This window comes from Rouxiella sp. S1S-2 (assembly GCF_009208105.1).
Classification (GTDB): Bacteria; Pseudomonadota; Gammaproteobacteria; order Enterobacterales; family Enterobacteriaceae; genus Rouxiella.
The window spans coordinates 2,282,132-2,301,962 of the sequence record NZ_WFKL01000001.1 but is presented as its reverse complement, the minus strand read 5'-3'; the positions used below and the strand labels follow the sequence as shown (position 1 = coordinate 2,301,962).

The following is a 19,831-nucleotide window of genomic DNA, read 5'->3' as shown; positions in this document are numbered from 1 at the left end:
TGACCTATGAAGAGCCTGTTTAACTATAGAAAACGTGGATTTTCTACTCCCATTGAGTTTTTCTTTATTCAACTATATGTAGGGTAAGAACCAATCTTGGGGAGTGACGGCATGCAGTTTATTAACATATCGTTAGCTACGCTCGCTTCGGTTTCAGCGTCTATCTACTCAGTTGATGCTTCTTCATCAGAGGATTTTTGCTCATCACCTACCTCGGATGACGCTGGTCCGGTAGGAAGTAATGCCGTTGGCCGACTACTAACAACGGGTAGGACTATTTGCACCGTTTGCTCCTGAATAAAACCGGGGAACGAATCGCTCGCGAGCGCGGCCTTTTCAAAGTAATCCCAGGGGGCCGATGCACCGTCATAGATAAAACTCATCATAAAATCGCTGACCGGCGACATACCGACACCGTACGCCTCTTTCGAGGAGTAAACCGCCAGGGAAACCATGGCGGTATATTGAGTTTTGAACTCCACGGCCTTGATCACGACATACGCTGCCGCAATCTCCTGGCCGTTAAATGTATATTTTCCAACAAGTGCCATGATTACTCCTGAGTGCTCGATACGGTCGGGGCGGTGTAAGGGATAAGAACCTTCTCGTTATGCGCATAGGCAAAGAACGTGTTTATCTGTTTCACCAGTTGCGTAATGACAATGTTATGCCGGGAAATTGCCTCGGCGTGCTGGGCGATAATCGCCACGACCTTGGCGTCCTCAATCGTGGTATCGTTTAACGTCAGGTCTGATATTTTCGGTTCGGCCAATCCGCCAAGCGGTACCTCGCCCGCCTGTTCGCTTATCCGCTTGGCTACGCCGTAAATTTCACGCAGGTCAGCGGGATTGTAGGAGGCGGCGGCCTTCTGGATCAGTGAGGAAAGGACCACCATCTCGCCCTGATCACCCTCGACGATGACACTCTCCCCATCGACAGGCACATGGGTATCTTCGGAGTCGTATAAAACTCTCGGTTCGGCCATCAGTTCGCCCTCACGATGTTAATTAAAAAGTTGATACTCGACTGCGCCTGCTGGCGAAGCTGGAGCATGATACCTACCGGCGTCACCCCATCGGAACCCAGTATCTCTACCCAGCGGAATTTAAACGCGCGGTTGAGCATAGTGCGCTTGGTCACCGAGACATTCCCTTCCCCCTTGAGCCAGATATCAAAGGATGCGCCGCAGCCTTGATAGTTTGACCCAATCTCTATGCGATACTTGCTGCCCTCGTCAGCGGTCTTGTCCGTTCCCAGGTCATGAACGGCCAGCACGTCAAGGTAGGCGCTGTCGCTGCTCGCCACCGTCGCCAGTACCTCGCTGCCGGTGTACTTGTGCTCCTTCTGGTAAATTTTACGGTCGATGTTTACCCACTTGCGGCTCAGGTTGAGAAACGGGTCATCGGAATGCGCCAGGTTATGCAGCGACATCACCTCGCCCGAGTTACCGACGGCAAGGCCATTCGTGGAGCTTGAAATACGGTTAAACGAGTTATGGAATCGAATGTCGTTGGTGTGCAGCATGCTGCCGATAACCGTCGAAAGGTAACCGCAGTCAATGGTCATCGCGGAAAAGGGCTGGCCGTCAAAGTCATGAAGGATGTCAAAGAAGTTTGTGCCAGAAGGATTATCTGCACAGACGCTGACGCCATCGAGCGTGAGACTTACTGCAGGCATCGTGGTACAGGTCAGGACGTCACCGGCCTTATAGCTGCTACCGGTGCTTTCACCGATGGAGACGTTTCGACCTTCGGCCAGTACTACATAAATACGGCCCTGATAGGTGTAACGGAACAAGAATTCAGACTGCGTGGTGCCATTGGTGATGCGCAGCCCTTTAAGACCGTCCATCGTGCCCAGATTGGTTTCTGCCGACAGGCGGCCTACTGAAAGCCAGCGTCCGTTAAAATCAAGGTCTCCACGTATCTGCGCATAATGGCCGGATTTACACATCCAGATCCCGCCATACCTGTTGGCGGCCATAAAGCAGATCTCAATCTTCCAGCCTTCAACAATGGGTGAGGTGCCGGAGGTGGAATTTTCCACGACCATGCCGATCCAGTTATTGACCCAGTAAAAGCCAGTGAACCGAATGGAGGCGTTGGGCCAAAGATGCTTACCTGAAGCAACAACCTTGATGCAATTGACCGCGTAGCCAATATGAATATGCGACAGCGAGTAGCCAAAACCGAAGTTGGCGACTCCGTCCGCACGGTTGTTGCCGTCAATGTAATCGATATGCAGATTGATGTTGGCCATGTTGGAGGCGTTGTCACCAATGCGCACGGTAGGCGGTGCGTTCCACAGGCCGATGTCTTCAACCTTGCCGTTTTTATCCTTTGGCGAAATAAAGGTATCCATGACCTTGAGCTGCATCAGCCGAACTTCTACCCCTTGCACACCGGCACCCGCAATTAACAACGTGTTGCTGATGTTGTAGGAGTTACACCCCATCACGGTAGAAATCTTGTTGGCTATCGCAAAATCAATGGCGTTCTGGATCGCCCCCGTATCGTCTCCCGTTTTCCCAGCGCCAAACAGCTCGGGCGTCACATAGGTTAATGCCTGAGCGGCGTTACCGCCCGTAAAGTGACCCGATAAACTCAGGCCATTCGGTAGCGCCATTTGCGTTTTAAGCTGGCCGTCTCCTATCGCGTAAAACTTGGGTAGGTCTGTGGCCGGGATCCCCGTCAGGACAAAGGGGACCGCTGTAGTGGGTTGAGGTTTATAAACAACACCATCAACGACGACAACTTTGTTGTAATCCTTGATCTCTAGGCCAGCGGCATAAATACCTGCCACCTGAAATCCAGATGCCTGAATCATGGAATAATAATTCAGTGCCTGCTGTTGCAGTGCAGCAGCGGCGGCATGCCGCTGAGACTCGTTCTGAATACGCCAGTCCATATCCTCTTGTTTGATCTGTGTGTCAAACTTTGCCGCCTGCTGCGTAATTTGGGTGTTGAACTGCAGCGCCTGGCTGACCATCTGCGCAGAGAATTTGACCTGCATTCCATTGATGGTCGTTCGTTTGACGCCAAAACGATCGGGATACTCCACCAGACTTGGGCTATTTGCCCAGTAGTCCATATTCTGGGCATTATCGAAGAAGTTTTTTGCTTTTCCCGATCCAATCGGGTCCAGGGTGCCGTATGTGGTCATGCTGGCCTCATTAAATGAAAAAACCCGCCGAAGCGGGTTATGTATTCAGGCGACATCGCCGGGATAAGTGGCATCGTCATAATCATAAAAACTGGCCCTGTATTGCCGGGCTTTCACTGCGCAGGTGCCATCTGAAGAAGGTGATATCTCTTCTACGAGCGCGTCGTAACCTATCCGTTCAGAAGAACAGAAAATCAGCCTAGGCGGCTCTATGGAGGGGTCATCAAATTCCCAACTGTCAAAGTTAAGTGCATCAGTCAAAGGCAGGGTCAGCGTGTAATCATCAACTTTACTTGGCGTCAGAAGCGGCGAGGCGCTGCCGTCCTGAAAGCGAATAAGGCAGCGCGGATTATTAAAGCGCCAGTCGAGCGGTTCGCTGCTTAATAACCGGATCAGACTGCCCTCCTTTTCCGCCCCCACAACCAGACAACTGATGGTGTCATGCCCGGGTATGTCATCGGTCAGCACAATCCGATCGCCGTAGTTGTAGCAAAGCGCGTCCATTTCCGTAGACGTCGAGTGATTTAACCGCTGCTGGCGATACTTCATCAGGCGACGCATGCCGAGCCTGTACGCACGGTCGCGGTCAACGACGCCGTCCAGCGTGTAGGCCTCAATCTTCATCGGCGTCGGATTATCCGTCGTCCGGCATTGCGCGGTTTCTGATGCCCAGGTAGTGCCGTCGATATAGGTGACATCCACACCGTCATAATCATCCTGAGAGGGAGCAGAAAAAGCCGTTTGCAGATACTCCGTCGTCTCTTGTGGGCTGATGATGCCGGTCCAATTCTTTACCCCCTCTCTGCCTACTGATGCCAGGCCGTCAGAAAGCAGGAAATAACCCATGCCGGCAGTGGTGATCATCTGGATGGTTTCCAGTGCCGACTTGTTATCCCCATCGGCAGAAAAATCGAAGGTCTCCCCACGCGGGGTCCAATACTGACGTTCTAAGGACTCCATCGCCGCCTGGTCAATTTCACTCTTCCGAAAGCCCAGCGACGTCAGAATATGGTAAATTGCCCCGCTGATCGTGCGGTCTCCACCGTTGTCATAATTACGGGTAACAACGGCATTAATTCGCCGGTCTGATTGAGCAGCTATCTTGCTTCCGGTCACAAAAGTTACGCCCATTGTGGTGACGCCGGCATAAGATTTTGGCCGTGCTCGCAGGCGAGAACGCAGCGTCTTCCAATACATACTGTCGCGGGCATTATTGCTTCCCTGGTCGTTCCGGCGACGACAACGCACCTCCACCAGCCCCGCGGTACCTAACTGAAAACTTTCATTGAACCCTATGCCGTTGGGGTTCTGTTCGGCATAAATACCCTTGCGGCTTTTCCATCCGTTACCCTCGGCATAGTTACGCCACTGAATTTCCCATTCAACGTGACGTATACGTTTATTGCCTTTACTGTCGAAGCCGCACACGCCGTTTGGAAACGAGAAATCCACTTCAAACGTGTCGGTTATTTCGTTCTCAGGACAGGCAAGAAACGGGCCTAACCATTTCTCATCGTCATTGATGCCCGACACAACAAAGTCCAGCACGGTACGCGTATTGAAACCCAGCCACGCATCGTCCACTGCACCGTCGTGTAAACGGTTAACGGTGAGGGTCAATGCGTCAAGGGTGATTATCTGGTACTCGTTCCCCCGAAGACCTATCGCCAGCCTTTCAGATCCCACAGGAAGCCCACTGAAGGGAGTACCTATCGCCGAATCGTAGGCAAGCGTTACGCTTGTTTTGATACCCGCCGACCCACCGCTTGAAGCTGTACCGGATACAGACTCTGGCGAGCTCCCAAAAAGGGAGACCGGCAACGCGCTGCTATTTATCGTGCCGCCAGTGTAGGGACTTAACGCCTCGACAATCGAGATCCGACCCGAGTTATCAACGGCGACTAAACCTGAATTAGACAGTTGGCTGGTGAGTGCATCAACCAGGCTACTCATGTTGCTGTAATCGGTTATTAATGAGAGTGAATACGTCGTGCCCTCCCATACCACGGTGAACGTCTCGGTATTTACCGAAAAGTCATAGGTCGTCGGCGCTGCACTGGCCTTGAGTGTGGCAGCGCTGCCCCCCACTCCCGGTACCGGGTCTACTGCTGGGCTATAGCTGGAGATAAACAGGTCATAATTAGACCCGTTATAATTAAGCGTGACCGGCATCCCCACAAAAGGCTGCAACTCAGACAGACTGTCACCTGAAATAAGGCTGTATAATCCCGTCACGCCGACACTAAACGTATCGGGCGCAATGAGGGTTAACACCGTACCCGCAGCCCAGGTGGCAGGCAGGCTGGCCGTATCTTCTTCATCCACTCTGGCGCCGATGAATGAAATGGAGGTACCCGAAAAAGTCGCCGCGTCGGCCGTTACCGTATCCTGGTCAGGAGATGATGTTCCCATATCCAGACCGGTACCGCCCCCTGATGTGCTTCCCACTTCTGTGCTGTTGAACCAGTTTTCAGACCGGTTATCCCCGGAAACATCTGCACCTGGGGGATAAACCGTGTAACTAAAATCACTGCCAAAGGCGGAAATCGGCGTCGAGCCCACCTTGATATCCCCATTCGTCAGGGAGAAATTGCCGCGCCCCAAACTTAAAAACATTCGGGTCTCATAGGATGTTTTATCCACAAAGCGCGAAACAGGCTGCACGACGTAATCAGGGAAAATGCGGTAGCGACCAAATACCTCGCGAATGGGATCGCCAAGCTTGGCGGTGTTAGCCTGTGCCGGGTTGAGGCTCAGCGCATCACTGCTGGAAGAGGTTCCCCCACTCGTGTCCAGCGTGCTCATCATATAAATAGAGTAAGCCGCCGAGGCGACAGCCACGGCAATAGCGGCAAAAGCGGCCACCTCTGCACCGGTACCGTAAGGGACGGGATAGATATGTACCTGGCTATCAGGTTTGAGCATGCATAGCGCCCACTCTGTGCCCGGGACTTTCCGTCCATTGAGCTCTACCACCACGGGCTGCTGCATGCCCTTTTCATAACCTGCCACATTTTTTTTGAACCAGTCATGGAGGGTCAGCCCATCATGTTCGTGTACTTCCAGCGGTTCGCCCGGGAGATGCGAAGGGAAAATTTTAATCGTCATTGCCAGAATTCCACCTTGATAAAGCGGCGCTTGAATCGCACCAGAGGCAGGAAAGTCACGTTTGTTTTTGGATTACACTCGGCCACGTAAAGCTCACCGTTCAGCTTCACCACAATACCGACATGAGTAACAACACTACCGGCATAACACGCCACGCCGGCACCTTCGCAAGGCTCGCAGGCGGTTAACGCCTTCATGAACCCGCGGGCCTCTACATCAAGTCCGTCATCATCTTTAGTGATGCCGGCAAAATCCGGCCACAAGACAAGTCCCAGGTCGCGCCTTATTTCGGTGATGACGCCGTAGCAGTCTAGTTTTGGGTATGTTCTGCCGCCCTTCAGCCAAATAACTGAAAGGTATTTATCAGGGTTGAACATGGGAACTCCTTATTGCATGTATCGCAGACCGGGGTACTCGGGAAGGGTATAGCGGTGGCGCGGCCATGCCGTATCGAGGATATTCATGTAGCCCGCGGTAATTTGCACCTCGGGAGCCGTCCAGTAGCCTGATTTTATGTTTAGGGTAAAGGGCGGTTTCGCCGGCGCGCTTAAATCCGTGTCGAGATAGCAGCGATAGGTCAGCGAGGCATTATCCAAATTATCGAGGGAGTTACGGATCGCCGTAGACACCACCCCATCAATGTTGCTGATCGCAAATTTCAGATCCTGCGTGCCGTCGGCATTTCTGGCGGGTAACGCGATATCACACCCAGACGCGGTAAACGCCTGAGCACTGCCATCTTCCAGCGTTGCCGTGATATCGTCCCAGCCGTTTGCCAGACGGTAGGTTTTATCTCCAACCTTAATTTCAAGGGTATGGATGGGGACCTCTTTGCCGCCTGACGCATAGATTCGGTTGAGTATTGGTGAAGTCGTCATGACTGTGGCCACTCCCTGTTAGCGGCAATGTCGATAATATCGCCGTTCACGATGTAATCGGGGAACTCAAGCGATTCGGCCGGTAAAACTGGCCGCTCCCACAGCTCCAGCGTCGCACTGAATTGCCATCCCCTAGGGGCTAAAAAGTAAGGGCCGTCATAGATATCGGTAAACCGGCATTTATAAAGCTCAACGCCTAACGGCGTTTTAAGCTTCATGTAAAACCACGCTACACCGTCAGAAAGCACATGCTTAAACCAGGCTTCAAAATACTGCGCCTGCCCATCCTTCTTGAACAGCCACTTCACGGACGTTTGCGTTGGAGCGGAAGTAAACGCCCTACGCTGACGGGCTCGGCCGGAGGTTAACGGCGAGCGCAGCAAAGGGCTCACTGGTTTAAAACCATATTCGCCCGACGTCGGCAGCAGCGGGGCAGGAAGATAGTCGTGAGGATAATAAATATCGGGCATCAGCTCCTCCTTCTATTGGGATAAACTGCCCTTAATGAGTGACCAAACTCCCCCTGCGGATTGATTACATCAGAGGTGAGCTCCTTTTTAAGCTGCTTCGCCATTCTGCGATTGCTGCTTTCTATTGCCCGCATTGTGGTTTCATCCGGCTGCCCGGTATAAGAATTGTGGAAATGGATATCCCCTGCCCCTTTGCTGTTCTCCTGCCGCTGTTGCTGTACTTGCTCGAGCGTCGCATCAAGCTTGGCGGATGTACTCGCGGTCGTTACTCGCTCACCCTTTTGCAGTAACCACGTCCCCGTTTCCGGCACATTCTCAATACCGTCATGCGCCATTCCCGTTAAAGCAACCGACTGAATGTTTGAAACAATACTTGCCGTCGCTGCCGCGACAGAGGCCATTGCGACCAGGTTATAAGGGAAGGGATTGGCCGCGGCCTGGGCGATACCGGTCTGAATAGCAAGGAACGACTGTGCGACTGCATAGGCTTTGTCGGCAATAAAAGCCGTTTTATAGATTGAGGATTTTTCCCCGAAGGCTGTCCGGGTAATATCGACCATTGACCCGAGGCTTGACTGGATGGTGCTAGTGATGATCTGATTCTTCTGCAGCTCAATATTCTGTTCAGCTTCGGCATGCTTTTTACGCAATGCCAGCTCCTGCTCATCCCACTGAGCATTCAGATCGGCACGCTGCTGCCGGTATTCAGTCAGCGCGGATAAATTACTCTGATACCAGGTCTGAAGGTCTTTTGATTGCGCCTGCAACTGGGTCAGTTGGCTAATGTCACCGCCAAAGGTCCCCGATAATCCACCACCAAACTCCGTCGATTTGCGCATTGAGCGCTGAACATCCTGCGGCAGGTCAGTGATAGACTTTTTAGCAATATCCCGAGACGTCTTTTCGTACACCTGAGGATTAATACCACCGTTCGACTTGAGACGTTGCAGCAGGTCAAGCCTTTGCCTCGTGAGGGTAAGCGTTTTCTCCTCTTTACCGCGCAGCGTCTCCTGCAGTTTTGTCAGTTCTTGTTGAGCAACAATCTGGTCACCGAGTTGTGCATTGACCTCTGCCTGAGCAAGAATTTTATCCTTATCAGCCAGCAGTGACTGCTCAGATTTACTTAATACTCGCGTTTGGGCTGCCTGCTCGAGCACAGTAAACTTTGCCTGGGTCTCCCAAAGGTTTTTACGTTGCTGGCTAATGGTCTCGCTCACATTGCTGTGTTGCTGCAGGACTTTCAGCTGCGTCTGTAGGGCAAGCGTTTCGGCGCTGACACCATCAGAAGCTCGGTCACCGGCGGAGACACTGATACCTTTAGCCTTGGGCGTTTTCGGATCTTTGTATTTCTCCTCAATCCCTTTTTTAATCTGGGCTATTTCATCGTTGCTCAGTGCCTGATTAAGCTTCCGGCGTTCAGCAATATACTCGTTTAACCGCTGGTACTCGGCCGTCCTCTGCTGTTCTTTGGTTTGCCCGGCATCGGAGATAGACTGAAAATGTTGCTGATTGAGCAAAGAGCTTTGCTCAAGCGTCGCCTGCTTTTGCTTCTCCTCGGTTTTCCTCTGTTCCGCATGCAGCTGGTCGGTGATCGTGCTCACTGCCTGGCGAGCCTGATCGCGTGCAGTTTCAAGGCCAAGACGCTGCTGGCCCTGGGCGCTTGAGTTGCGTAAAGCCTTGTCGAGGTCATACAGCTTATCGGTGGCATCGGATAACTGGGATTGCAGCGACTGTGCTCGACCGATGCTCAGCAGACCATTCCACATGGATTTAAATGCGTCGCCGACCGCATCTGCTGCCGTCTCCAGTGACCCCATGTCATTTTTGATATCACTGGCCATAGACCGGAAACCCTGCGCCGCGACACCGTTGGCATAACTTAGCGCATCCGTGTATTTTCCGGCATCCTGCAGGGACTTCACATAATCGAGTTGTTGTGCGGTGACATTGCCGTATTGCTGCGCCATCGCCTTGAGGCCGCTTTCTGGATCAGAGGTTATTTTTCCGAACACTGCAGCCAGTTGTTCAACCTTCGTCCCGGTCGCATCAGAGAGATTGGCAATGTCCGTCGCCACCCCCTGGTAACTGGTCCCTAAATTGGCGCCGGCTTTCGCCAGTGCCATCAGCGCATCTTTACTGCTTGTGAAAGAAGTGCCGTTTTTGTCCATCGCCTCGGCGATAAACAATAAGTTGTTAGCCGTCTGGCCAGCACGGTCACCGGTAAGAATAAGCGATTTGTTAAATTCGCTGGTGACAGCCTGTCCCGTATAAAAAGAATAAGCCAGTGCGCCCACGGCCACTGTTAATCCGGCGACGCCGACCATAACCGGGTTAATCGTGCCCATTAGCGCGGAAAATGTGGGCCGGAGTCCGCCAAATGAGTCCTTAATTTGGCCGCCCTGTTGGAGCAGGATAAGCCACGGGCTCTGGCCCCCAGCTAGCTGCGTCGCAATGTCGGTAAACTGTGCGGGTAGCGTTCGCATCGCCGCTTTATATTGCCCGACTGAAATACCGGCGCGCCGGGCAGCCAACTCCTGCTTATTGAATGACTGCTCGCCTTTTTTGCCTGCAAAGTCTGAATCATCGGCCAGCCCACCCAATTGCTTACGTGCGAAGGCGAGTTGTTCATCAAATTTAGCCGCATTGGCGTCGAGGTTAACAACGAGATCACCCACTGGCTGGGACATAACGCATTCCTCCACTTATGCTTTCAGCGAGTGACATTAATTGTTCATCGCTAGGTTCGATATCTACGGTTTTTGGGCAAAGCAGGCTGAAGCTGGCGGGGGTTAAATCATGCTTTTTGCACATCAGAGAAACGGCAAGATGGCTTAAATTAGAAAAATGCGCATCCATCAGGCTATCTTGAAAATAATGGTCTCGATAAAATACAGCCCACTCGCCCAGTTCCGTTGAGGTCATACCGGCAAGCATCATGCGCCAATCGGGGCGGTTAAACTCCCGAGCCAGCCGCATGACAAACCTCAGCTCACCGGCGAGGACTTTTCCACCGATACGGCAGGGACGTTAGTTTGTGCTTCTTCTGCCACCGGCTGGATGTCGTCTTCTGGGATAAGTCCAGAGATCCGTTTTACCTGCAAGTCTGCTTGCCCCAGTGCCGTAACTGGCCAAGTGGAAAGCAAGGTATCACTCAATGTCTGCACAGAGTGTCCATTTACGTCATTGTGCCAAAGTGACATGGCCACCAGCATTGCACTGCTGCGGATAGTTTTCTCGACCAGCTCAGCTTGAAGAATTGAGGCCTCTTTCTCCTCCTGTGCAAGCGATTGCACGTCCTTGGCAAGGTACTTTAGATACTCAATGCGCTGCAGAGCCGAAAGCTCAAACAAAGTGACGGTTTCACTGTTGAAAGTGAAGGGTTCAGTTTTTAGAAACATCGGGTTCTCCAGTAAACGGGGGATACCCCCCCCCCGCTTTTATCAGCAGGAAATTAAGAAACGGTCACGGGGATAACAAGAGCCTTCTGGCTGTCATTGGTGACAACAACGATACTCGCCGTCCCTACTGCAATGCCGGTAATGGTCAGAACACCATTGCTCACGCTCACTGTCGCAATATTTGAGGCGGTGGACGTCGCCATGAAGTTCTTGTCAGAGGCTGTCGTCGGGGCAACAGCGATTTGTACCGTTTTCGATGTGCCCACGGTCGTTGTAACGGTGGCGGGCGTCGCCGTTACACCGGTGACAGAAACCACGGCAATATTGGCTTCCGCCAACTGTGGTTTACCCTTGTTAGTCACTTTCACCGTGCGCGTAATGACTTCATTGGCCGTCAAGGCTTTGCCCAGGCTGCTTACCCAACCGGTATAAACATCGGCTACACCGTTTGGATAAAGGATCTTGTAAGCATTGTCGCTGCCCTCTTCAAACCAGGCGATAAGATTCTGCTGCCCCGTTTCACCGGGTTTCCATGCCAGAGTAAAACTCGCCTCACCGGCAGATTTTTGACCCTGTGCAGTGGACGCCCAATCCGCATTATCATCATCAACGTAGTTGTCGTCATACGAATCAGCGGTCAGTTCACCGGGTGTAATGTCTTTAATTTGAGCTAGGCGGTACCAGTCAACGTTAGAGAGCGGGTTGGCATACGGGTCGCCCGTACCTTTGTAAACCCATAACGTCGTGCGTGCGCCTTTGGTCGGCGCCAGTGGATTTGGTGTGGTCATAATTTCCTCACATGAAATAATTTATGGAATAACGAAGGTCTGCAGACCCCCAGGTCGCCATCTCATCATCTCGCTGGTAGTCGTACCCCTGCGGTGACATGGTTTCCAGTAGTGTTGATAGCGCGGGAATATCTTGGATAGCCGGATAGATTTTCTGTTCTACCCAACTATCCAGCATCGAGTCCGGGCTGACGGCCTTGAGAAAGACCTCGATGTGAAGCGTTGCAGACCACTCATCGAAATCCAGCGTTTCCCCCGTTGGCGCGGCATCGCTGATATAAACGGCCACCACTGGCAAATCATCCGCCTCGATAAATGCGGGCCGGCCGTCATACCAGGTGACCGGCTCGTCAGTGATGGATTGTTTCAGGACGTCCAGGACGGCTTGACGAATAAGCGGATGTTTAATCATCGTGAAATAATTAACCTCAGTTGGTTGTTTAGCGCGGCCCTTAACTCTTTGGGCATATCACTTGCCAGCAGCGTGTTGGTTTCGTCTTTATAGGCAGAGGTCAACGGGCTGGTGAGGGGAATTTTCACTACATCGATCGGATAACGCGGCTTGCCGCTACGCTGCATAACCTGCCATCGGCCGTTCGCGAGCCGTTGAAGGAATGCGTTTCTAAACGTGAACTTCCCGATTTTCAGCACACTGCCCCTTCCCCGTACGTTGCCTTTCTTGCGAGAGATCTGCATACGGGCCGCACCGAGCTTAATGGCGGGCAGGTTTCCCCGGTTGATTTTCAAAGTCGCGATTGGGCGACGCATCGTTGCCTTTTTAAGGCGGGCGCGCTGTTTGACCAACTTTCGGGGAACCTTGGTTTCTTTGGCTACTCGTGAGCTGCTGCGGCTGACGGCGCGCCCGGCAACGCGGTTGACCGCCTGCGCTGAGGCTTTTGGCACGGCGGTGTCACTGATGCGACTCAGATTCACCAGTGCCTGTTCTAACCCTTTGATCGACATGCGACCTCCCTACTCAAGCCATATGTGAGGTTTGCCGTTAAACAGCTGGTTGCGGGTGACAATATAGGGTTTTCCCAGATACGAAACGGTGTCGTTTTTACGGGGTTTATAGGCGTCAGAAAACACCACAACGGACAGCCCATCGCCAATTAACGCCCCCATTTCCGGCAAGAAATGGGCCTCAACGGCAACAACGTCATTACCGTTGATGGTTATTGGCTTGCCGAAACGCTGCAGCGTCACGCTGTCCATCCGTGCCGCGAGCGCATCAAAGGCGTTAGCCATTGATTTTCACGTCGATCACGGTTTCCCCCGCACCGGCCGACTCCCATGCATGACCGGCCAATACCGCATCCGCTGCTGCCAACTGGATTGCACCGGATTTGATATAAACCTTGGTACCTGCTGAAATGACATCAGCTGCCAGTTTGGGCAGCAAAAACACGCCTTCAGCAAGCCCTTCGCCCGTGCCGGAAACCGCAATATCCGTGATGGCCACCGCGACGATGTCACCCACTGCCACCACACTTCCGCTGGTAATTTCTGCGTCACCGCCGTTGGCAATCGTAATGGTGTTACCGTTCTGAATAAAATTCTTAGCCATGAGATGTTCTCCAAACGGCCCTACGCAGGCCGAATTTCAGGTATAAAAAAAGCCCTGGCGGGCGTTTACAAAGCGTGAGGGATGTTGCGATTACTGGCCGGAAGATTTGACCAAACCGCGGTAGTCGAGCGGTGCCACTCCGGCATCGATGCGAACTTTGGTCGCGATCCCGTCCGAGTTAAACCCTTCCTGCTGGTCGATATAAGGCAGGTCAACACCGTTGAGATAAGCGACCTCGATGGTATCCATACCTTGTGCAGCGGCCAAGTACCATTCTTTCGCACTTTTATCATCCAGGCGCGCTTCGGCAATAACCGTCGCAAAGTTCTGGATCGGGTTGATGATGCCGGCATTCACATCGGCGCCCTTAACGCTGGCAGACTTGATGGTCTGATTGGCAGCAGTTTCCAGCACGGTCGGGACCAGCAGGAAGGCAGGTCGAATGTTCAATGAACGCCCGGTGCTGGACTCTTTCTGCGTGCGCATCAGCTGGCGTGCTGCATCCAGACTGGTGACATCCATTCCACCCGTTCCCAGGTTCTTATGGTCCGTGCTAAACAACGCCTTGCCGTCAGACAGTTTAGGGTTGGTGGTCAATACGGCATACACCAGATCGCCAATGGTTCCTTTAGCCGCACGGCCCATCTTGAGCGGCACATCCGTCATCTGGTTTAGGTCATCATTGATGATGGCCTGTCGCGTGATTGAGAAGATTTCACCGTAGGTGGCCAGCGCAATCTGCTCGCCGCGGTCAGACGTGGTGACATATTTGTATTCTGCGCCCTCGCGCACCTTACGCAGCGCCGGGAAGCCACCAGCACCTACGCGGTGAGCCGTTTTAAAGTCGCTAAGTTGCCCTTTTTTGGTCCAGTCTTCGAACGTTTCACCCGCATCTTCCCACCCCTGCAGCAGAGACTTATTCGCGACATCGAGAAGAATATTTCCAAAATCCGACGTGCTGTGCGTCATGGCCATGCCAATCATTTGCATCGGGTTATAGGCGGCTACACCCACACCGCGCTCGGTAAGGGACATTCGGGCCCACTCACGCAACGTCATGCCGTTATAAACGTTATCGCTCTGGCGGTCTTCATAGCCCGCGCGGGACATCAGCGCCTGACGAATACCGTCGCCGGTGAAGTTGCCATTTCCTGCATGGATGTGCACATTTCCGTTTTTATTGGACGGCGTAGTGTCTTTGCCCAGCATCGTCAGAAGCTTGTCCTTGGCCTGCTCGACTGTGCAATCGATATCTTCGACGCATTCAGCCTGCAGTTCCTGATGGCGCCCGCCAAACATCGCAAACAGATCTTTGATGCCAGTGACGCGCTGTTTTTGCGCGGCCAATACCTGATTACGAATAGTCGCTTCGTCCAGATTGGACGGCTGCGGTGCTGGCTGTGGCGTCGGTGCAGGGGCAGGCTGCTGAACAGTGGCCTTCGGTTTAGTGATCATGTTTTTCAGTGAGTTTGGCATAGCGTCGAATTCCTCGATACGTTTTGAATTTATGCGGGCCATTGCCTGAACCGCGGTAGATATTTCGTCAGCAAAGCCGTGTTCCAGACACTCCTGTGCCGTCATCCAAGTCTCTTCCCCCAGCATGGCGGCCAGTTCTTCGGTGCTTTTGCCCGTTTTTTTGGCGTAAGACGGGATAAGCACGTCCTCGACCTTATCCAAAAGGTCGGCATAGTCGCGCATATCGTTGGCGTCACCGCCAGTAATGCCCCAGGGCTTGTGGATCATCATCATGGCGTTCTCAGGCATGATGATGGGATTGCCTACCATCGCGATAACTGAGGCCATAGAGGCCGCCAGACCGTCGATATACACCGTTTTTGACGCCGAATGGCTATTTAGCAGGTTATAGATAGCAATACCGTCGAACACATCCCCACCCGGAGAGTGAATATGCAGGTTGATATGATCCAAATCCCCGAGCGCTTTTAAGCTGTTGGCAAATATTTTGGCCGTGACACCCCAGTAGCCAATCTCGTCGTAGATAAAAATGTCCGCGGACTTCTCGCCGCTGACTTTCATTCGGAACCAGCTCTTGTCCGCGGCTGAGGCATGCGGCGCCATAAACTGATTACCCTTTTTTGTCTTGCTGTTGCTCTTGCGCACTGGCTGCCCCTTTATCATTTGCCGGGTCCGTGTCGAACACCAAATCCAGCTTTCTGTTTTCATCAACTTCCGCCTTACGGCGACGTTTAACATCCCCCGGATTCGCACCGCGTGCGCGGATCCAGTCCCCTTCTGTCGCTGCACCGCCGCGCAGTAGCACGCGCCATGAGTTAGCCTCTTTTAGCGGGTCAATCCACGGCATAACAGGGCCGCTGTACACGGCATTGAAAAGCGTACTCCTGTCAACATCAACCGGGACCGTAATCACTCCGGCACTGATCGCCATTTTCAGCCAACTGCGATACATCGGGCGGGTGACGGCGGCGATAAACGCATCCTGCAGGATGCTGTAGCCTTCAAACGACTCCACTAGCTCCTGTCGTTGAGCGCTGTAGGTTCCGTTATAGTTGCGGGAAATACTGGAAAAACTGCCCCGACTACCCGCGGCTACGGCGCGAAGCTGGCCGTTTCGAAACGTCTCAAGGTTAGGGTTGGGTCGGTCAGATTTGATCATCCCGATGTCTTCACCCGGCAATAAATCGTCATAGAGCATGCCAGGCTCTATATTGACCTCCCTGTCGTCCTCCTTGGTTTCGTCATAAGACTGACCGTCCCCTTTCTTGATGTACATGCCCAAGGCGGCGGCGATACGCGCTGCGGTTAACTCCGAATCCTCATATTCCTTGAGCGCACTCAAGCGGATCAGGATCCCTGAAAGCAAACTGTTACCGCGAACCTGATGCAGGCGGCGCGTGAACTTGAGATGCAGCATGTTATCGGCCGAGATGTCTTTGGTATTCCCCAGTGCAATTCCCGACGTAACGAGGTTTTTATAAACCATGTATTTGGTCGGGCAACCCCAGTCATTCAGGTAAACGCCCTGACAAAGCCCTTTCCCCGTGTCATTCGCTTCAAGCGGGACATAATCGGGTTCAAGGGCTTCGATCCAGAAAGGTATTTTTGCCGAGGGGGTTAACCCCTGTGCATTGCCGGAGACAACCTGCCCGAACACCTCGCCATCTCGTAGCCAGGTCCGTGCCATGAGGCGCTCGAGCACAGGGCGGGTAAATTGTCCGGTGACCTCCGGTGAAACGGACCATTCAGCCCATGCGGCTCTGATCTGCTTGGAGAGGTCATCCGCCATCAGTCCAGTTTTAAGGAGGGGCTGCGGATCGACAACAATCCCCCGAGAGCCCACAACGCGCTCCTCCAGTTTATCCAGCAGGCCAATCACTAAATCATGATTGCTGTCGAGCCACCGTGCCTGCTCGCGTAAAGAACGCCCGCCGAACTGATTCATCTGATTGGCGTTGCGATTTTCCCGCTTGGCCCGATGCGTACGCGTCGGCATGGCCGCTTCGTACGCATGGATTTTCAACTGAGATTGCAAACGTGCTGCCTTCCACTTCGGCGAGAACAGACCTATTGCATCATCTAGAAGACTCATCGTGGAAACCTCGCCAGCTTGTATTGCGGCCGGCGACGCCTGGCAGACATAAACGCACTCAGGCGCCGCTCCCAGCTTTCACGGCCGCTGCGTATCTCACTGAGGTTTTCCATCGTCATCGACTGCCCGTTAAAGGTGATCGACTTCCCTTGCAACACAGCTTTCTCAGCATTCAGGTACTGCTGGATCATGTCTTCAATGTCGGCCTGATTCATACCCAGCCTCCTGTTGGTGATGTTGCCCATGCGGAGGGTTTATCCTCTTTAGGGGCCTTCTGTTTTTTGGGTTTAGGTACTTTGGTCTGGGGGATAACGGCGGGCTTTTCTACTGCGGCAACTTGAGGTAACACTTCAACCGGCTGCGCCCAGGGCGGCGGTTTATCCCAGTTGATCCGCTCATAGCCGCGCAAGATAACCAATGCGTGGGCATACACCATCAGGTCAAACGCCTCGTTAGCCCCTTTCCCCGGCTTATGCCACTTACCGTCCGTGTCACGTTCTTCGTAGGTCAATTCGTCATAGAACCACTCTCCCAGCCAGTCTGGGAAATGCACATAGTTAGCGCCCAGCGTTTCGCGTTCGAGCGCGTTACTGATCCGGTCTTTGAGTGCATTGGTTTGCAAAAGATATAAAGGCACATCGCCTCGCGCCTCGGCGCGACGGTTCGGCCTGTCGGTGTTATCTGGCAGGGTTTTAGTTATCAATTTACTGCGCGTCGTGCTGTCTCCCTTAAACAGGTACACGCGTTTGTGAACACTGTCTCGGCGGCATCTGCGCCAAAAATCGTAGGCGTTACCCGTGACCCCATCCTCGCCGCCGGAGTCAACCGCCATCGCCAGAACAGGTATACCGACATTGGGGTTGCTGTCCATTGGCCAGACTTTGTCGAGAACATCCGTTCTGAGCAGATCCCAGTCCTCCAGATATCCCGCAGGGTCAATGGGCAGGCTCTCTCCGTTAGGGCCGAACCGCATCGATTGACGTATGTTGTAGCGGTCAACAATCCAGCGCTCGCCTTGGGCGCCATACCCGACCACCTGAACAACGAAGCGCCGATTTTTACCCCCCTGAACGTCAACCGTGGCAACAAGGAAACGCACGCCCTCGGGTACACGGCGCTTAGTCACCGGCTCTGAACGAGCCATCAGTGTTTCTGATTTACGCTGTTCCAGGCTGGATTGAGGAAAATACGGAAGACCCCAGTCAGTGTTGGTGACCGCCTTCAACGTTTCCTCGCTGCCGTTCATCGCGTAATCCTGCTGGGCAGACAGCAACTTATAAACCAACTGAGAAAGCGTTTGATAGGCGGCGGCTGGGCCTTCCATCCAGAACGAGGCGATGCGCGAACGGCGCGCTACCCCGGTCTTAATCCCGGCGGTATTAATTCGCTCCCCTTCACGTAGCCAGACTCCCTTCATATTCAGTGCGCGCTTTTCGCTGGGCATGATTTTTGCCTGACAATGCGGGCACTCAATGTAGGCCGACTCACTGGCGATCACCGGGTCATTAATACCCTGATACCCCTGAACCACGTCCCTTGATGGCTGGAAATGTTCTCCGCAATGAGGACATGGCCAATACCACCGGCGGCGGTCACCTCGATTGTATAAAGATAACCCTCCGGTAGTCGGCGGAGCCTCATGGGGAGAACTGCGTTTCCATTTTGTGTCTTTGATATCTCGGCCAGGTGAGGTCTCCACCAGCGTCATGCCAGCGGACATAAACGTCGTGGTACGTTTCGAACCCAGCGTGAACCCGTCCCCTTCGCCGTCGATATCTTCGGGGAAGCGGTCATAGTCAGTTAGCGCTACGCATTTATAGTCAGACGAGGACATAATATTTATCGATGGCCAGCCGATTTTCAGATAGTTACCCGCGCGAAAGGTTCGGTCATAGACGTTGTTATCATTGCGCCGTGGGCTGAGCTTTTTGGCGACTTCCGGGCTATTACGGAACGTGCGATCCAGACGCTTCTTGCTGTGCTCACGCGCTTTTTCCTCGGTCATCTGGACAAGCAACATATCTGAAGGGTCACAGACCACGTTATAGACAATCCAGCCATCAATGAGACCGATAGTTTTACCGGTTCGCGACGGTCCGATGAAAACGACAGCATCGTACTCTCGCGATGCCAGGCAGTTCATTGGCTCAATAACGTAGGGGGCCAGATTTGGATCCCAGGGGACCGAGTTTCCCGCCCCCATCGGCACACGCATATACTGGCTAACCGCATCGGCAACCTGCATGCGGCGCGGTGCTCGAAGTATACCAGCCACATCTTTTCGGATGTCCCTGGCAGTCGCCCGCTTTGCCATCAATCCTCCTCAGTCGTTTCCTCCTCCTGTTCTGCGTCAATGACCTTTTGCGCGATTTGGTCACGCAGATCGTCAATGATGTTTTGCACCCGCATTACTGCCGCCGGCGCCAGCGCACAATCGCGCTCCAGAATGTCCGGCAAGGTCTCGAGTACCTGAACAACGGCCTTAGCCATCATCGAAAACTCTCGAGCGACGTCTTCGGCTGGAATAAGTTGCCCGACAGTCCTCTCAAATTCGATGCGCTCGTTTTCAGCTTTCCAATGAGAAAGCCGATCGGACGGTGTCATGTCGTTCACATCACCCGAGACTGTGGGGATCATTAATTCGGTCAACACATCTGTCACCGCAAAGAGCTTCAGTTTTGCATTGCTGCCCGGTGCTGGCTCAACATTTTTGAGGCGTACGGCGACCGTTTGCCTGTGCACGCCCGTTATCCCGGCGAGCTGGTTAATGTTGAGTTTGAGAGACGCGATTTCTTGGTCCATGATGGTGAACACTTTTTAAACGATTCGACATCTTGCGAAAACAGGCCATTTTAAAATCAATAACCTGCGCGGATGATGATGATGACCCTG

Annotated in this window: 20 protein-coding genes; all 20 read right to left on the bottom strand. The window is 53.2% G+C overall.

What is annotated here, in order from left to right; translation table 11 throughout:
• Window positions 1-164 precede the first annotated feature (164 nt).
• Complete coding sequence (locus GA565_RS10890; protein ID WP_152198466.1) at window positions 165-551, bottom strand: hypothetical protein; 387 nt, start codon at window positions 549-551, stop codon at window positions 165-167.
• A 2-nt stretch (window positions 552-553) separates the two neighbouring features.
• Window positions 554-985: a hypothetical protein gene (locus GA565_RS10885; protein ID WP_152198465.1), complete on the bottom strand. Its 432-nt coding sequence runs from the start codon at window positions 983-985 to the stop codon at window positions 554-556.
• Window positions 985-3,162 (bottom strand): hypothetical protein, encoded by a 2,178-nt coding sequence (locus GA565_RS10880; protein WP_152198464.1) that lies wholly within the window; start codon window positions 3,160-3,162, stop codon window positions 985-987. Before GA565_RS10880 ends, GA565_RS10885 begins: the two co-directional genes overlap by 1 nt.
• A gap of 45 nt (window positions 3,163-3,207) precedes the next feature.
• Window positions 3,208-6,270 carry a host specificity factor TipJ family phage tail protein gene (locus GA565_RS10875; RefSeq protein ID WP_152198463.1) on the bottom strand — a complete coding sequence of 1,021 codons (3,063 nt, stop codon included), beginning with the start codon at window positions 6,268-6,270 and terminating at the stop codon, window positions 3,208-3,210.
• Entirely contained in the window at window positions 6,267-6,647 is a 381-nt protein-coding gene (locus tag GA565_RS10870; RefSeq protein ID WP_055780703.1) for a hypothetical protein, read from the bottom strand. Before GA565_RS10870 ends, GA565_RS10875 begins: the two co-directional genes overlap by 4 nt.
• A gap of 9 nt (window positions 6,648-6,656) precedes the next feature.
• Entirely contained in the window at window positions 6,657-7,148 is a 492-nt protein-coding gene (locus GA565_RS10865) for a DUF1833 family protein (protein ID WP_152198462.1), read from the bottom strand.
• Window positions 7,145-7,618, bottom strand: coding sequence for a hypothetical protein (locus tag GA565_RS10860; RefSeq protein WP_152198461.1), 474 nt, complete (start codon window positions 7,616-7,618; stop codon window positions 7,145-7,147). Before GA565_RS10860 ends, GA565_RS10865 begins: the two co-directional genes overlap by 4 nt.
• Window positions 7,618-10,305 (bottom strand): phage tail length tape measure family protein, encoded by a 2,688-nt coding sequence (locus tag GA565_RS10855; RefSeq protein ID WP_152198460.1) that lies wholly within the window; start codon window positions 10,303-10,305, stop codon window positions 7,618-7,620. Before GA565_RS10855 ends, GA565_RS10860 begins: the two co-directional genes overlap by 1 nt.
• Window positions 10,286-10,555 carry a phage tail assembly protein T gene (locus tag GA565_RS10850; RefSeq protein WP_370518036.1) on the bottom strand — a complete coding sequence of 90 codons (270 nt, stop codon included), beginning with the start codon at window positions 10,553-10,555 and terminating at the stop codon, window positions 10,286-10,288. The genes GA565_RS10855 and GA565_RS10850 overlap by 20 nt, the downstream gene beginning before the upstream one ends.
• A gap of 47 nt (window positions 10,556-10,602) precedes the next feature.
• Entirely contained in the window at window positions 10,603-11,016 is a 414-nt protein-coding gene (gene gpG / locus GA565_RS10845) for a phage tail assembly chaperone G (RefSeq protein ID WP_152198459.1), read from the bottom strand.
• A 53-nt stretch (window positions 11,017-11,069) separates the two neighbouring features.
• Complete coding sequence (locus GA565_RS10840) at window positions 11,070-11,804, bottom strand: phage tail tube protein (RefSeq protein WP_152198458.1); 735 nt, start codon at window positions 11,802-11,804, stop codon at window positions 11,070-11,072.
• 7 nt (window positions 11,805-11,811) lie between these two features.
• Complete coding sequence (gene gpU / locus GA565_RS10835; protein ID WP_055780726.1) at window positions 11,812-12,216, bottom strand: phage tail terminator protein; 405 nt, start codon at window positions 12,214-12,216, stop codon at window positions 11,812-11,814.
• Window positions 12,213-12,767 (bottom strand): phage tail protein, encoded by a 555-nt coding sequence (locus GA565_RS10830; RefSeq protein ID WP_152198457.1) that lies wholly within the window; start codon window positions 12,765-12,767, stop codon window positions 12,213-12,215. The genes gpU and GA565_RS10830 overlap by 4 nt, the downstream gene beginning before the upstream one ends.
• A 9-nt stretch (window positions 12,768-12,776) precedes the next feature.
• Entirely contained in the window at window positions 12,777-13,052 is a 276-nt protein-coding gene (locus tag GA565_RS10825; protein WP_055780733.1) for an ATP-binding protein, read from the bottom strand.
• Window positions 13,045-13,371: a DUF2190 family protein gene (locus tag GA565_RS10820; protein WP_055780737.1), complete on the bottom strand. Its 327-nt coding sequence runs from the start codon at window positions 13,369-13,371 to the stop codon at window positions 13,045-13,047. Before GA565_RS10820 ends, GA565_RS10825 begins: the two co-directional genes overlap by 8 nt.
• A 90-nt stretch (window positions 13,372-13,461) precedes the next feature.
• On the bottom strand, window positions 13,462-15,450 hold the full coding sequence (locus GA565_RS10815) for a ClpP-like prohead protease/major capsid protein fusion protein (protein ID WP_370518097.1): 1,989 nt from the start codon (window positions 15,448-15,450) through the stop codon (window positions 13,462-13,464).
• A 7-nt stretch (window positions 15,451-15,457) separates the two neighbouring features.
• Window positions 15,458-16,939, bottom strand: a complete 1,482-nt coding sequence (locus tag GA565_RS10810; protein ID WP_055780740.1) for a phage portal protein — start codon at window positions 16,937-16,939, stop codon at window positions 15,458-15,460.
• A complete protein-coding gene (locus GA565_RS10805) occupies window positions 16,936-17,154 on the bottom strand; it encodes a hypothetical protein (RefSeq protein WP_055780744.1) in 219 nt (72 codons plus the stop codon). Before GA565_RS10805 ends, GA565_RS10810 begins: the two co-directional genes overlap by 4 nt.
• Window positions 17,151-19,253 carry a phage terminase large subunit family protein gene (locus tag GA565_RS10800; protein ID WP_055780748.1) on the bottom strand — a complete coding sequence of 701 codons (2,103 nt, stop codon included), beginning with the start codon at window positions 19,251-19,253 and terminating at the stop codon, window positions 17,151-17,153. Before GA565_RS10800 ends, GA565_RS10805 begins: the two co-directional genes overlap by 4 nt.
• Window positions 19,253-19,741 carry a DUF1441 family protein gene (locus GA565_RS10795; RefSeq protein WP_055780751.1) on the bottom strand — a complete coding sequence of 163 codons (489 nt, stop codon included), beginning with the start codon at window positions 19,739-19,741 and terminating at the stop codon, window positions 19,253-19,255. The genes GA565_RS10800 and GA565_RS10795 overlap by 1 nt, the downstream gene beginning before the upstream one ends.
• Window positions 19,742-19,831: the final 90 nt, after the last annotated feature.